We start from the raw sequence: 14,352 nt of genomic DNA on the forward strand, positions 1-14,352 counted from the left end.
CCGAGGGCACGGTCCCATCGCCGGCGCGGCCCGCTCGAGGCCCGGTCGGCACGCGTGGGACCACGGGATTTCCGGGTTCATTTCACCCAATACCGTTTCAAATGAAACGATTCTGCTAGGATGCCCTCATGACCGCCGACGTCCCTCACGAAACCACCGCCTCGCGCGCAACCGACCGCCCCGGGGACGCCTCACCCTTCGCCCTCGGCCTGCTGCTGCGCCGCGCGCACTGGCGCGCGGCGGCGGTCATGGCGGAGGCCCTCCGTCCGCTCGGTATCGAGCTGCGCCACTTCGCGGTACTGATCGTGCTGGTGGACCGCGGGGCCACGGTGCAGCGGGATCTGGCGGAGGCGACGGGGACGGACAAGGCGGGCATCATGCGAGTCGTGGACGATCTGGAGCGCAGGGGCCTGGCCGTGCGCAAGGCCGTTCCCGGCGACCGGCGGGCGCGGGCGGTGGAGATCACACCTCAGGGCATCGAGCTTTTCGACGCGGCCCATGAGGCGGCGACGCCGTTGACCGAGCGTCTGGTCGCCGACCTGGGGCCCGGCGAGCCCGAGCAGCTGACGGAACTGCTGACCCGTTTCGCCCATCCCGCCGACAGGGAGGCGTGAGCACGCGCGCTCACGCGAACATGGCGTCGCCGGCGCCGTGTGACGCCCTGAGGCGGAACGTCACACGGCGCCCACCGCCCGGGCTCACCCGGCGAGGCGCTCAGCGAGCTCCTTGGCCCTGGTGGTCGCGTCCGCGAAGGCGCGCTCGCGAGAGGCCCGGTAGAGGGGGATCAGTTCCGACATGGCCGGGTTCCGGGGAGCCATGGTGAGTTCCGCGACGATGAATTCCGGCTCCAGGCCGAGGCTTTCCCTGAGGAGCACCCCCAGGTAGTTCTGGACGAACTCGCAGCCCTCGCGGGGGGTGCCCGGCGCATAGGAGCCGCCCCGGCTGGCGACCACGGTGACCGGGGTGCCCTGGGCGGAGGGGTTCTCGCCCGCGGTGCGGCCGGGCAGGATCACGTTGTCCAGCCACGCCTTGAGGGTCGACGGGATCGAGAAGTTGTACATCGGGGCGCCGATCAGGACGGCGTCCGCCTGCTCCAGCTCCTCGATGAGCTTCACGCGCGCGGCGAACGCGGCGGACTGCTCCGGGGTGCGGTCGGACGGGGCGGTGAAGCCGGCGGTGTGGGCGTCGGCCGTGATGTGCGGCACGGGGTCGGCGGCGACGTCACGGTAGATCACCGTGCCCTGCGGGTGCTGCTCCCGCCATGCCGTACGGAAGGCGTCCGCGACGGCACGGGACGCGGACGCCTTGCCGGGGAGCACGGACGAATCGATGTGCAGCAGCGTGGCCATGGGCTTCCTCCAAAGAGCGGCCCCGGGGCGGTGAACCAGGGGCTTGAACAGGCATCGAGAGTGGTTGCACTCGCGATGGTATCGAATGATACCATCGCGACTGCAACGAAGCCGGAGACGTTGAACAGATCGGAGGCGGCCGGGTTTGGACGTCTATGAAGCGGTGACGAGCCGACGCGCGGTACGTGCATTCACCGACCGGCAGGTCCCGAGAGAGGTGCTCGAACGCGTGCTGACGGCCGCGGCATGGGCGCCGTCCGCATCGAACATCCAGCCGTGGCGCGCCTACGTCCTGACCGGCGAGCCGCTGTCCGAGCTGAAGGACCTCGTGGACGAGCGCGTGAAGGGGGGCGACCCCTGGGACGAGCCGGAGTACGAGCAGTACCCGCCGACCCTGAAGTCCCCGTACAGCGAACGCCGATCCGCGTTCGGCGAGCAGCGCTACGGCGCACTCGGCGTCCAGCGCGAGGACCTGGAGACGCGTCAGCGGGCCGCTTCGGCGAACTGGGAGTGTTTCGGCGCGCCTGCCGCCCTCTTCTGCTACATCGATCGCAGCCTCGGCCGCCCCCAGTGGTCCGACGTCGGTATGTATCTCCAGACCGTCATGGTGCTGCTCCGCGCCGAAGGACTGCACAGTTGTGCGCAGATGGCATGGGCGAAGTACCACGCGACCGTCGCGAAGGTCATCTCACCCCCGGACGACCTGATGCTCTTCTGCGGCATGTCGATCGGATTCGAAGACGCGGCTGTCGACCACCCCCGTACGGGCAGGGCGCCACTCGGCGAGACGGTGACGTTCGTCGACGCCATGGACGCCAGAGGGCCCGTTCACACCCCCGCGAGGACGACGGCGCCCCGCACGGGCCCGGTGGCTCGCGGCCCGGCGATCGACATCACGGATCCCGCGACGCCGCACCCGCCCCGCGGCCGACCGTTGCCGCGCCTTGCCGCAAGGCTCAAGGGCGGCTTCACCCAGCGCATGGACCGGCTGGTGTCACAGATCGGGTTGCCGCCCGGACCTGGTTGAGAGACCACATCCGATTCCGCGGTGGTGAGAAAGTTGATCATGAAGATTGCTGGTGGCCGGAAGCCGGCCTCATGGGGTCGCTCGGGCTCCGGCGGGGGCGACTCGACGCGTGGTCGTGGCCGCGAGAGGCGTCGAACCATGACGGGCGACAAGGGGGCGGATCCCCCGCCGTCGAGTGAGCCGCCCGACGGCACCATCTCGGCCGGCTTGCGCACTCTTCCCCGTCCCGTGGCCGTGGCAGTAGGCGCGGGTGGGGTCCTCGGGGCGGCGCACGTCGGTATCGGACGCGCGCTGGAGCAGCGCGGGTTCGTTCCGGACATGATCGTCGGCACCTCGGTGGGCGCCCTCAACGGCGCCATCGCGGCCGCGCAGCCCGACAGGGCAGCACCGTGGCTCGACCACGTCTGGACCGGGTTGTGCCGCCGTGAGGTGTATCCCCTCGGCAACCCGACCTCACGGGCCAGCCTCTTCACCGATCGGGGCCTGCGCCGACTGATCGCCCGGTCAGGGCTGCCGTCCCGGATCGAGGAGCTCGCGGTCCCGTTCACCGCGGTGGCCATGGACCTGGTCACCGGTGTTCCGGTGCTGCTCGACCACGGAGACCTCGAGTCCGCGTTGCTGGCCAGCGCGGCCATTCCCGGGATCCTGCCCCCGGTCGACCGGGAGGGCAGGACGCTCGTCGACGGAGGAGTGATCGCCTACGTCCCCGTCCTGGCCGCCCTGCAGGCCGGGGCTGCCAGCGTCGTGGTGGTGTCGACCGGACCGGAGAGTTCCCCCTTGAGCCCTGTCGTGCCGCGCCGGCGAGCCGGTGCGATCGCCTCCAGGGCCGGGCTGCTGCTGATGCGCCATCAGGTCGAGCGTGATCTGCACGAAGTCGCCCGGCACATCCCGACCGTCGTGCTGCCGACCGGCATCGAGGTCTGGCCCGCGCCGTGGGACTTCGGCCATTCCCAGCGGCTCATCAGCACTGCTTCCCGTACGGCGGGACGCTTCCTCGACGAGCTGCACGTCACCGGGCCTGGCCTGTATCGAGCCGACGCCCCTGCGGCAACCGCCGACTTGGGCGAGGCATCGACATCCTCACCGTCGGGAGTTGCCCTGTGAGTACCATCGCGTTCCTCAACATCGCCATGCATGGTCGCGTCAACCCGACGCTGCCCGTAGTGGCCGAACTTGTCCGGCGCGGCCACACCGTCACCTATCACACCTCGCCCGCGTTCCGTGAGGAGATCGAGGCCCTCGGCGCGACGGTCTACCTCTACCCCGGGGGCGACCAGCCGCTCCCCGATCCGCCGACACCGATCACGTTGATGGAAGGGCTTGCGGGTACAGCCGCTCACTTGCTGCCCCCGGTGCTCACCGACCTGCGCCGCATTCGGCCCGACCTGATCGTTCACGACAGCGCCTGTCCCTGGGGAGCGGTCGCCGCCCGCGAGCTCAAGGTGCCTGCGGCGTCGTCGTTCACCACCTTCGCGTTCAACCGCCACGTGCCCAGCCCGACCGGCGGCTCGTGGGAGCTGCTGGCCGCGGCGATGAGCCAACCGGGCAGCCTTCGGGGCTACCTGCGTTCGCGCTGGGGGCTGCACCGCCGCTACGACACGAGCGGGCTGCCCCTGCTCGACATGGGGAACATCCGCCAGCCGCTCAACCTGGTCTACACGTCGCGGACGTTCCAGCCCGCTGCCGAGGAATTCGACCACTCCTACCGGTTCGTGGGACCGAGCATCGGCGCCCGCCCGGGCGACCTGTCGTTCCCGGCCGACCGGCTGCGGAATCCGGTGCTGTACGCGTCGCTCGGTACGGTGTTCAACGCCGCCCCGCACCTGCTGCGCAGCTTCGCCACCGGACTCGCCTCACTGGGCGCCAGTGTCATCGTCTCCACCGGACAGACCGATCCCACCGCCCTGGGTCCCTTGCCGGGCAATGTGCTCGCCCGCCGTTTTGTCCCTCAGCCGGAAGTCCTGGCCAACGCGGCGCTGTTCGTCACTCACGGCGGGATGAACAGCGTCAATGAGGCCATGTACGCCGGGGTTCCCATGCTGGTGGTTCCCCAGGGTGCCGACCAGCCGATGGTGGCCCGACGCGTGGAAGAACTCGGCGCCGGCCTGTCCATCCGCAACGAGGACGTCACCGAAGACTCCGTACGGGCCCTCGCCGAACGCCTGCTCCACACCCCCCGGTTCCGGACGGCCGCGGCCATGCTGCGGGGCGCCCAGCACCAGGCGGGTGGCTACCGGCGCGCCGCCGACGAGGTCGAACGGTATATCGCCGACACCGCCGGTCGGCCGGCTCCCGCCCACCCGTCACGGCGAGGCTGAGCCATGACACTCGCCGTTCTGCTGCTGCTCGCCGGGATGTCGGAGGCCGCCGGGCGCATCCTGCCTCTGGCGGTGCGCCGACCGGGGATGTCGCGCACCCGGGTGGCCGGGCTGCTCTGTGCCGGCGGCCTCGTGGAAGGCGCCGTGTTCGCGTTGTGGCCGCTGACCGCATGGACCCTGGCCGGGCTGGTGCTGCCCTCGCCACCGACAGGCGCCGGGTTGGTCTGGACACCGGAGCTCGTCGCCCCGCTGATGCTCGCTGCCGTCCTCGCCTTCCCGTTGCTCGGCCCCCTCCTCCACCTGCTGCTCTTCGTCGGAGTCGGCGCCGGGCTGGTCGGCCCGCTCGCCGCGGCCACCGACGTGGGCTGGTGGGGCGCCGCCGGCTGCGTGGCCCTCGCCGGCACGGGGCTCGGTGTCGCCGTCGAGGCCGTCCGGCGTCTGGTCGTGAGGATCAGCGCCGCCGAGGCACGGGAGCAGGTCGCATGAACGGTTTCCTGCTCTGGGTCTTCGCGATCGGCCCCGCACTCCTCGCCGAAGCACTGCTGGCCCGCTACGAGGTACTGGCCTACGGCGCCGGCTGGCGGGCACCCACCACCCAGCTCCCGGAGGGCATGCCGTACGCCCGAGGCGCGGCCCCCGACAGTCCCCCGCGCGCCTACCTGGTCTACCTGGACGGCATCGGCAAACGACGCGTTCGCGACAGCCGGGACGGCGGCCAACTGGTCAAGGCCCTTCTCACCAGAGCCCCGGAACTGCGGGTTCTGGGACAGGTACAGCCCTACTCGCCACTGGCCGACCCGCTGGCCGACCGACCGGTGTGGGCGTGGCTGCGCCGACGCATCCAGCTGCTGCTGTTCCTGCACAATGTCATGCAGATCTTCGTCGCCGCCGACCAGCGGTACCGCCCCTTGTACAACCGGGCCGTCGGCAGCCAGATCTCCACGCAGCTCACGCTCGCCGGCTACCGGTCAGACAGCGGTGTCCCCGTGGTGCTGCTCAGTTACAGCGGCGGTGCCCAGGTCGCCGGCGGCGCGGTCGACGAACTGCACAGGCGCCTGCGCTCCCCGCTCCTGCTGATCACCCTCGGCGGGTTCCACAACGGCGCCAACGACCTCACCGGTGCCGAGCACCTGCATCAGCTCGGCAGTGCGCACGACCGGATCGCGCGGGTCGGTACCTGGATCTTCCCTCAACGCTGGCGGCTGTTCCGTTGGAGCGCGTGGAACCGGGCCCGCCGCGCCGGGAAGATCACCCTGCACCGGCTCGACCCCGCCACACACGTAGGGCCGCGCAGCTACATCAGCACGACAGCTCGGTTGCCCGACGGCCGCAGCCACCTCGACCGCACGGCCGACACCGTGGTCGCGATCATCCGCGCCCACGACGCTGCGAGCCCCGCCAAGGAGCGCTCGTCGTCGTGAGCGTCTCGGCCGGAGTGCGCGGTGCAGGACGCCCGGGCGGGGGCCGCCGTCCGGGACACAGCAACACCAGGGCTCTGATCCTCACAGCTGCGCTGGAACTCTTCGCCGCCAAGGGCTATGCGGGCGCCACGCTGCGCGGGATCGCCGAACGGGCAGACGTGGACCCGGCGTTGATCCACCACTTCTTCGACAACAAGGGCGGCCTCTTCCGGCACGCCGTTGCCTCGCGGATCGATCTGTCCACTCTCTTCGGCTCTCTGACGGACAAGGACGCTGCCGGCCCGAAGAACCGGGGCGAGTGGATCGCCCGGACCTTCCTCTCCTACTGGGAGGACGAGTCGACCCGCCCGGCGCTGGTCGCCGTCTTCCGGACCGGCTTGGCGGACGAGCCGGTCGCCAAGGAGTTCCACCACCACATCGAAAGAGCCCTCGCATCGTGTCTTGCCCGACTCGCCCCCGAAAAGACCGCACGGACACCGGAGTTGCCGTCCCTGGTGTCCGCGCATCTCGTCGGCCTCGTCATGCTGCGCTACGTCTGCCCGATGGAGCCACTCGCCTCGCTCGACTTCGAGGAACTGATGACGCTGCTCGCCCGCGCCATCGACATTCTTGTCGACGAGCCCAGGTCATAGACGGGCGGACGCATGCAGCCCGCCTCCCGTCGCGGTCGGCGACGAGGAGACGGGCGGTGGTGGTCCGGCTCGGCCGGATCGCCTCAGCCGAACATGCCGGGCCGGTAGTCCCCGGCAGGCTGCTGGTTGATGACGTTGATGCGGTTGTAGGCGTTGATGATCGCGATCAGCGAGATCAGCGCGGCGAGTTCGTCCTCGTCGAAGTGCTTGGCTGCCTTCTCCCAGACCTCGTCCGGAACACCGCCCGCGGCGTCCGCGATGCGGGTGCCCTGCTCGGCGAGTTCCAGGGCGGCGCGCTCGGCGTCGGTGAACACCTTGGCCTCGCGCCAGGCCGCCACCAGGTTCAGACGCTGCTGCGTCTCACCGGCCTCGACGGCGTCCTTGGTGTGCATGTCCGTGCAGAAACCGCAGCCGTTGATCTGACTGGCCCGGATCTTCACCAGTTCCTGGGTCGTGACCGGCAGGGTCGAGTCGGCCACCACCTTGTTGGCCGAGTTGAGGTGCTTCATGACCTTGCCCGCAAGGGCGTTACCGAAGTAGTTGACGCGCGATTCCATGGGGGGATCCCTTCGATGCAGAGGCAGTTACACCGAACTGACCGGGCTCACCCGCCGACCGTGACACCACAGGGTGTGACGTGCGTCTCCTCGGGTGGCTCTCCAGTGGATCCACGGGGACGCGGGTCGGTGCGCACACCCGACGCAACAGCGTCGACGTGCCCCCGCAGCAGCTATCCGAAAGGGAATAGACCCAGGTCAGAGGCAGTGTGGGCAACCTCGGCCGAGAAGCGTGCCGCCCACAACGGTTGTAGGATTAACGTGCGGAAAGGGGCGCTATGGACCCGGAAGAGGACACCGATTCGCTCGAGAGAGCGACCCGGGATTTCATGGAGGCCCGTCCTCAGTTGTTCGGTGTCGCCTATCGCGTACTCGGAAGTTCGGTGGAGGCCGAAGACATCCTCCAGGAGGCCTGGCTGCGGTGGCAGAACACCGACCGCCGGGACATCGTGGAACCGAAAGCCTTTCTGACGACCGTCACCACCCGGCTCGCGATCAACGTGGCCCAGTCCGCCCGAGTCCGCCGGGAAGCGTACATAGGCCCATGGCTGCCCGAGCCGGTCGACACCAGCCGGGACCCGACGGTGGGCGCGGAACGCGCCGAGGCGGTCGAGATGGCGGTCCTTCTCGTCCTCGAGAAGCTGAACCCGGTGGAGCGGGCCGCCTATGTCCTGCGAGAAGCGTTCGACTACCCCTATGCGCAGATCGCGGACATCCTGGACACCAGTGAGCCCAACACCCGCCAGCTGGTGAGCCGGGCGCGCAAACACCTGGCAACCGAACGCAGAGAGCCGGTCGACCCGGCCGAACACCGGCGCCTGCTCGAGGGATTCCTCGCAGCGGCGCAGACGGGTGATCTGGCCACGCTCGAGCACATCCTCTCCGAGGACGTCGTCAGCTACGCCGACGGTGGCGGCGCGCGAGGCGCGTCGAAGATCCCGGTCGTGGGACGTGAGCACGTGTCCAAGTACCTCAAGGCATTCGCCCCGCGCTTCTGGCCGGGGTCGGACAGCACGTGGGTCGAGGCCAACGGCCGACCCGCCGTGCTGGTCACCTCCGAGGGCAAGGCGGTCGCCCTGCTGTCCATCGACGTATCGGCCCACGGCGTCGAGCGGATCATGTGGGTGATGAGTCCGGCCAAGCTGGCGCCCTACGTCACGTCACTCGCTGCCTGAACCCCGATCGAAAGGCGAGGAACATAGTGTCTCCTGCGACCGGTTGCGTGATCGTCGGCGGCGGTCTGGCCGCGGGAAAGGCGGCGGCCGCCCTGCGCAAGCACGGCCACGACGGCCCCGTCCTCATCATCGCAGCGGAGGGTGAGCGGCCCTACATCCGGCCGCCGCTGTCGAAGGGCTATCTGCTGGGCAAGGAGGAGCGTGAATCGATCTTCGTGCACTCCGCGGACTGGTATCCCGAGCACGACGTCGAACTGCTGCTGAGCACGACCGTGATCTCCCTGGACCTGAAAGCGAAGGAAGTGGTGCTGGACAGCGGCCGCCGGGTGCCGTACGCCAAGCTTCTGCTGGCCACCGGGTCCTCCCCCCGCCGCCTGGAGGTTCCCGGGGCCGACCTGGGAAATGTGCTCTATCTGCGTCGCGTGGGGGACAGCGAGCGCCTCAAGGCCGCCTTCACCGCGGGTGCGAAGATCGTGGTGATCGGCGACGGCTGGATCGGTCTGGAGACCGCCGCCGCCGCACGCATCGCCGGAGCGGAGGTGACCGTACTCGGGCACGGGGAGCTGCCCTTGATCAAGGTGCTCGGGCGAGAGGCGGCACAGGTGTTCGCCGGTCTCCACACCGAACACGGGGTCTTGCTGCTTCCCGGGGTGGAGGTCGAGCGCCTGGTCGGGACCGAGGGCCGGGTCAGCGGTGTGCAGCTCGCCGACGGCCGGCTGCTGCCCGCCGATGCCGTGGTCGTCGGCGTGGGCATCACCCCCAACGTCGAGCTCGCGCAGCAGGCCGATATCGAGGTCGACAACGGCATCATCACCGACCGGCACCTTCGGACGTCGGCACCCGACGTGTGGGCAGCCGGCGACGTGGCCAACGCCTTCCACCCGTGGCTCGAACGCCACATCCGTGTCGAGCACTGGGCCAACGCGCAGAACCAACCGGCCACGGCCGCGCGGAACATGCTCGGCGAGGACGTCGCGTACGAGCGGCTGCCGTACTTCTACACCGATCAGTACGACCTGGGCATGGAGTACACCGGCTATGTCGACCGGGGCCACTACGACCGTGTGGTCTTCCGCGGCGACAAGGAGAACCGGAAGTTCATCGCCTTCTGGATGTCAGGCCGGCGGGTGCTCGCCGGCATGCCGGTCAACGTGTGGGACGTCATCGGCCCGATCCGTGACCTGATCCGGTCCCGGACCGACGTCGATGACGCCGCTCTCGCCGACCCCGACGTGCCCCTGGACAGTCTGCTGCCCTGACAGGACGAACCCGACCCGTGCCCGGTGGGTTGCTGTGCGGTCGTACATGGCGAGCCGGCCACGCCCTCCGGGGACGGGATCAACCGAGGTGCGTCACACACTCGGACGCTGTCCTGTCCTTGTGAGTACAGACACCGTCGATCGGCGCAGCGATCGCGCTCAACCACGCTGCGCCGCCGCGAGACTCCGAGAGGAAACCCATCATGAAGGTTGTCGTCATAGGAGGAACCGGCCTCATCGGTTCGAAGCTGGTGAGCAAGCTCGCCGAACACGGTCACGAGGCGGTACCGGCCTCCCCCGACAGTGGTGTGAACACGCTGACGGGTGAGGGCCTGGCCGAGGTCCTCGAAGACGCCGCCGTCGTGGTGGACGTCTCCAACTCCCCCTCCTTCGCGGACGACGACGTGATGGCGTTCTTCCGCACCTCCACCTCGAACCTCCTCGCGGCCGAGAAGGAGGCCGGTGTCGGCCACCATGTCGCGCTGTCCGTCGTCGGCACGGACCGTCTCCAGGAGAGCGGCTACTTCCGTGCGAAGCAGGCACAGGAGGACCTGATCAAGGAATCCGGAATTCCTTACTCCATCGTCCATGCCACGCAGTTCTTCGAGTTCATGAAGGGCATCACGGCGGCGGCGACCAAGGACGACGACACGGTGCACCTGGCCCCGATCAAGATCCAGCCCATCTGCTCCGACGACGTCGCAGCAGCAGTGGGGCGCTCCGCGGTCGGCAACCCGCTCAACGGTGTCGTCGAGGTGGCCGGCGCCGACACGTTCCAGCTGGACGAGCTGATCCGTACACATCTGGCGGCCATGAACGACCCTCGCACCGTCGTGTCGGACCCCCGGGCCCCGTACTTCGGTGCGCAGCTCGAGGAGACCACACTGCTCCCCGGCGCCGACGCCCGTATCGGCGAGATCCGCTTCGCCGACTGGGTCGCCCAGCAGCAGTAGGCACGGTGGGGCCGTGTGCGCTGTCCGTCACACGATGTCGGCACACCGTGCTGCGTCCGGACGCGACCACACCACCTGCGCGCTCATCGGCGCACCGAGGCACCGAGGCACCGGGCCCGGTGTCACAAACAGCGGGGTCAACCGGTCGTACTCAGTGACGACCCAAGGATCGGAGCGAATGTGGCTATCACCGAAAAGCGCCTTGCGACCACGGTGTTGGTGATCGGAACGGGCGGAGCGGGACTACGGGCGGCGATCGAGCTGGCCGAAGCGGGCATGGATGTCCTCGCCGTCGGAAAACGCCCCAAGGACGACGCGCACACGGCCCTGGCCGCGGGCGGCATCAATGCGGCCCTCGCCACCATGGACCCCGGGGACAGCTGGCAACAGCATGCGGCCGACACTCTCAAGGAGAGTTATCTGCTCGCCGATCCCCACACCGTCGAGATCGTCACTCAGGGCGCCGCCCTGGGCATCGACGACCTGGAGCGCTACGGCATGGCCTTCGCCAGGGAGGACGACGGCCGTATTTCCCAGCGCTTCTTCGGCGCGCACAAATTCCGGCGTACCGCCTTCGCCGGTGACTACACGGGCCTGGAAATCCAGCGCACGCTCGTCAGGCGCGCCGGCCAGTTGAACATACCCGTGCTCGACAGTGTCTACATCACCCGGATTCTGGTGCACGACGGTGCGGTGTTCGGGGCCTATGGCTTCGATCTCAACGACGGGACGCGCTGTCTCATCCACGCCGACGCCGTCATTCTGGCGGCAGGCGGCCATACCCGTATCTGGCGGCGCACATCATCACGGCGCGACGAGAACACCGGAGACTCCTTCCGGCTGGCAGTGGAGGCCGGCGCCCGTCTGCGCGACCCGGAGCTGGTGCAGTTCCACCCCTCGGGAATCATCGAGCCCGAGAACGCGGCCGGCACCCTGGTCAGCGAGGCGGCCCGCGGCGAGGGCGGCATCCTGCGCAACGCCGTCGGTGAACGGTTCATGTCGCGCTACGACCCCGAACGCATGGAGCTGTCCACGCGCGACCGCGTCGCCCTCGCCTCCTACACGGAGATCAAGGAAGGCCGCGGCACGCCCAAGGGCGGTGTGTGGCTCGATGTGTCCCATCTGCCGCGACAGACGATCATGAACCGTCTGCCACGGGTCTACCAGACGCTGCTGGATCTCCAGATGCTCGACATCACCCGCGATCCGATCGAGATAGCGCCGACCGCGCACTACTCGATGGGCGGGGTGTGGGTCAGGTCCGAGGACCACAGCACCGACGTGCGCGGTCTCTACGCCATCGGCGAGGCCTCCAGCGGACTGCACGGCGCCAACCGCCTCGGTGGCAACAGCCTCATCGAGCTGCTCGTCTTCGGCCGCATCACGGGACAGGCCGCAGCCGCCTACTCCCAGGGCCTGACCTCACAGCCGCGCTCGGCGGCCGCCGTGGCCGAGGCCCGGCGCGAGATCGACGACCTGCTCGCCGCGGACGGCCCGGAGAACGTCCGTGCCCTGCAGCGCGCCATCCGCAACACCATGACCGAACACGCGGGCGTCGTCCGTGACGAGGAGGGACTGCGCGCCGGTCTGGCGGAGCTCGCCGGAATCGAGGAACGCATGAAGAACGTCGGGGTCCACCCCGACATCGCCGGCTTCCAGGACCTGGCACACGCCTTCGACCTCAAGTCCGCCGCCCTCGCCGCCCGGGCCACGCTCGAAGCGGCGATCGAACGCCGGGAGACCCGCGGCTGCCACAACCGCAGCGACTATCCGGAGATGGATCAGGCCTTGCAGGTCAATCTCGTCTGGTCGCCGACCACGGGAATCACCCACGAGAGCATCGCCCCTGTTCCGGAAGAGATCTCCGCCTACATGGAGGAGGTCTCCACCGAGGGAAAGCTCGTGGAGTAACCCGCCGGCTGCCGCCCCGCACTCTCGGGCCGCCGACCGCGGGCCCGCGCCCGCGGTCGTCAGCGGTGACTGCTGCGAAAGCGCCACTGCCCCGTGTCACAACAACTGCGTCTGTCCGGTCTTCATGAGCAAGGGCGCAGGACGATCGAGACGATCGTCCGTTCTGTGCGGTGCCGTAGAAGTGGGAGGTCGCCGTATGGACAAGGCCAGTGATTCCGTCTCGATCGCGGAGCTGCTCGACGAGCGGCGGCATCTGCTGAATGTCGCCTGTTCGATTCTGGGGACCGGCTCCGAGGCGGAGAGTGCCATCGCCGAGACCTACCGGCAGTGGTACGAGCTGCCCGGTCCGGCGCGGGAACGGATCGCCGCCCCGCGGTCCTGGCTCGCGAAGCTCGTGGCTAGTATCTGCTCGGCCGATCCGTCGGCGGTCGTGCTCGATGACCCGTTCCGGACCGCTCCCGTCGCGGTCGCCGAGGGACAGGCGGATCCGGACCGCACCGAACTCGCCGATCACGCACGCCGCAGTCTGCGAGCACGGCGGTCGCGTCCCGCCACACCGCGACAGCACGAGGCCGTGGTCCGTACCGTCCGACTGGCCTGTGCCATCGGAGACGCACCTCTTCTGGCCTCCGTGCTGGCGGACGACGTCACAGCGGTCTTCGACGGCGGCGGCAAGGTCCGCGCTCTGACCGAGCCCGTCCACGGCAGCCCGGAGGTCGCCCACAGCCTGCTGACCCTGCTCACCCCACGCCCGGGCACCACGCTCCACACCCACTCCGTCAACGGCAGCACCGGGATCGTCGCGCGCTACGACCACCGGGTCGCCGCCGTGATCAGTCTCGACATCGCAGGCCCGCACGTCGTGGAAGCATGGGTCACCCTCAACCCGGACAAGCTCCGCTCCTGGAACCCGCCCGCAGCGGAGCCGGGCTGCCCAGGGCGTTCGTGACGCCGCGTCCCCGGTCAGGCCAGCCAGTCGGTGTAGTGGGTGGGCGCGAGGCGAGCGCTGCGATCGGTGAGGACATCCCCCGGGATGGCGACGAACATGCCCGCACCGTCGTCGGTGACGACGGTGCGCGTGTCGCCCTTGGTGGTGAGGGTGAGCCGGCCCAGCTCGTCGAGCGCGTAGACGTCAGGTCCTGCGATCTTGAGGACGCCGTTCAGAGGGTCACCGACAGCGACCTCGGTGACGGCCGCGGCGACGTCCGCGGCCGCGATGGGCTGAATGGGCGTGCGGGAGAGGCGGACGGTGTCCCCCTCGGCCGAGGCGGAGATGACCGTGTCCATGAACTCCATGAACTGGGTGGCGCGCACGATGGAGTACGGAACGGGCCCTTCCATCAGCAGGTCTTCCTGAAGCACCTTCGCCCGGTAGTAGTCCATGTCCGGTACCTGGTCGACGCCGATGATGGAGAGGATGAGAAAGTGCCGGACGCGCGCCTTGTCGCTCGCCGCGAGGAGGTTGCCCATGGACGTACGGAAGAAGTCGAGCGAGGCGGCGTCGAAGGTGGGGGAGTTCGCCAGGTTCACGACCACATCGGTACCGGCGACGGCCTCGTCCAGGCCCTCGCCCGTGATGATGTCGACTCCCGTCGACGGGGAGCACGGTGTCGCCTCGTGGCCCTGGGCATTCAGGTTCTTCACGACCTGCGACCCGATCAGGCCGGTTCCTCCGATGACGGCGATCTTCATCTCTCCACCTCTCCGTCCACCCCGTGTTCGGGCCCATTTCCAGGAAGCGCTCCCGTGG

14 protein-coding genes and 1 pseudogene are annotated in these 14,352 nt (G+C 69.2%); 12 read left to right on the forward strand and 3 right to left on the reverse strand.

Features of this window, described 5'->3' with window-relative positions; all coding sequences use genetic code 11:
- Positions 1-128: 128 nt before the first annotated feature.
- Positions 129-614, forward strand: coding sequence for a MarR family winged helix-turn-helix transcriptional regulator (locus OHA05_RS01245; RefSeq protein ID WP_328859513.1), 486 nt, complete (start codon positions 129-131; stop codon positions 612-614).
- Between the two features lie 84 nt (positions 615-698).
- Here OHA05_RS01245 and OHA05_RS01250 read toward each other — a convergent pair whose 3' ends face one another.
- Complete coding sequence (locus OHA05_RS01250) at positions 699-1,349, reverse strand: FMN-dependent NADH-azoreductase (protein WP_328859514.1); 651 nt, start codon at positions 1,347-1,349, stop codon at positions 699-701.
- 145 nt (positions 1,350-1,494) lie between these two features.
- Between OHA05_RS01250 and OHA05_RS01255 the strand changes: the two are divergent.
- From OHA05_RS01255 to OHA05_RS01280, 6 genes and pseudogenes are all read left to right on the forward strand, one after another.
- Positions 1,495-2,154: pseudogene (locus OHA05_RS01255) on the forward strand (nitroreductase); the annotation flags it as partial.
- Positions 2,155-2,514: 360 nt separating this feature from the next.
- A complete protein-coding gene (locus OHA05_RS01260) occupies positions 2,515-3,480 on the forward strand; it encodes a patatin-like phospholipase family protein (protein WP_313948321.1) in 966 nt (321 codons plus the stop codon).
- Positions 3,481-3,506: 26 nt separating this feature from the next.
- The gene (locus OHA05_RS01265) at positions 3,507-4,694 is read left to right on the forward strand and encodes a macrolide family glycosyltransferase (protein ID WP_413777865.1); all 1,188 of its coding nucleotides are present in this window, start codon (positions 3,507-3,509) and stop codon (positions 4,692-4,694) included.
- Between the two features lie 3 nt (positions 4,695-4,697).
- Complete coding sequence (locus tag OHA05_RS01270) at positions 4,698-5,180, forward strand: hypothetical protein (protein ID WP_313948319.1); 483 nt, start codon at positions 4,698-4,700, stop codon at positions 5,178-5,180.
- Positions 5,177-6,115 carry a hypothetical protein gene (locus OHA05_RS01275; protein WP_328859515.1) on the forward strand — a complete coding sequence of 313 codons (939 nt, stop codon included), beginning with the start codon at positions 5,177-5,179 and terminating at the stop codon, positions 6,113-6,115. The genes OHA05_RS01270 and OHA05_RS01275 overlap by 4 nt, the downstream gene beginning before the upstream one ends.
- Positions 6,112-6,747 carry a TetR/AcrR family transcriptional regulator gene (locus OHA05_RS01280; protein ID WP_328859516.1) on the forward strand — a complete coding sequence of 212 codons (636 nt, stop codon included), beginning with the start codon at positions 6,112-6,114 and terminating at the stop codon, positions 6,745-6,747. The genes OHA05_RS01275 and OHA05_RS01280 overlap by 4 nt, the downstream gene beginning before the upstream one ends.
- An 83-nt stretch (positions 6,748-6,830) precedes the next feature.
- Here the strand turns inward: OHA05_RS01280 and OHA05_RS01285 are convergent, their stop codons facing one another.
- Positions 6,831-7,304, reverse strand: coding sequence for a carboxymuconolactone decarboxylase family protein (locus tag OHA05_RS01285; RefSeq protein WP_313948316.1), 474 nt, complete (start codon positions 7,302-7,304; stop codon positions 6,831-6,833).
- Between the two features lie 278 nt (positions 7,305-7,582).
- On the opposite strand from OHA05_RS01285, the gene OHA05_RS01290 reads away from it, so the two are divergent.
- From OHA05_RS01290 to OHA05_RS01310, 5 genes are all read left to right on the forward strand, one after another.
- Positions 7,583-8,479, forward strand: coding sequence for an RNA polymerase sigma-70 factor (locus tag OHA05_RS01290; protein WP_313948315.1), 897 nt, complete (start codon positions 7,583-7,585; stop codon positions 8,477-8,479).
- A 26-nt stretch (positions 8,480-8,505) separates the two neighbouring features.
- Complete coding sequence (locus tag OHA05_RS01295; protein ID WP_328859517.1) at positions 8,506-9,738, forward strand: NAD(P)/FAD-dependent oxidoreductase; 1,233 nt, start codon at positions 8,506-8,508, stop codon at positions 9,736-9,738.
- A gap of 203 nt (positions 9,739-9,941) precedes the next feature.
- Entirely contained in the window at positions 9,942-10,691 is a 750-nt protein-coding gene (locus OHA05_RS01300) for an SDR family oxidoreductase (RefSeq protein ID WP_313948313.1), read from the forward strand.
- 180 nt (positions 10,692-10,871) lie between these two features.
- Positions 10,872-12,602 carry an L-aspartate oxidase gene (locus tag OHA05_RS01305; protein WP_328859518.1) on the forward strand — a complete coding sequence of 577 codons (1,731 nt, stop codon included), beginning with the start codon at positions 10,872-10,874 and terminating at the stop codon, positions 12,600-12,602.
- A gap of 196 nt (positions 12,603-12,798) precedes the next feature.
- Positions 12,799-13,551, forward strand: a complete 753-nt coding sequence (locus tag OHA05_RS01310) for an RNA polymerase subunit sigma (RefSeq protein ID WP_313948311.1) — start codon at positions 12,799-12,801, stop codon at positions 13,549-13,551.
- 14 nt (positions 13,552-13,565) lie between these two features.
- On the opposite strand, the gene OHA05_RS01315 is transcribed toward OHA05_RS01310, so the two are convergent.
- Positions 13,566-14,294, reverse strand: a complete 729-nt coding sequence (locus tag OHA05_RS01315) for an SDR family oxidoreductase (RefSeq protein WP_328859519.1) — start codon at positions 14,292-14,294, stop codon at positions 13,566-13,568.
- Positions 14,295-14,352 lie beyond the last annotated feature (58 nt).

The sequence above is a fragment of the Streptomyces sp. NBC_00306 genome (assembly GCF_036169555.1).
GTDB lineage: Bacteria > Actinomycetota > Actinomycetes > Streptomycetales > Streptomycetaceae > Streptomyces > Streptomyces achmelvichensis.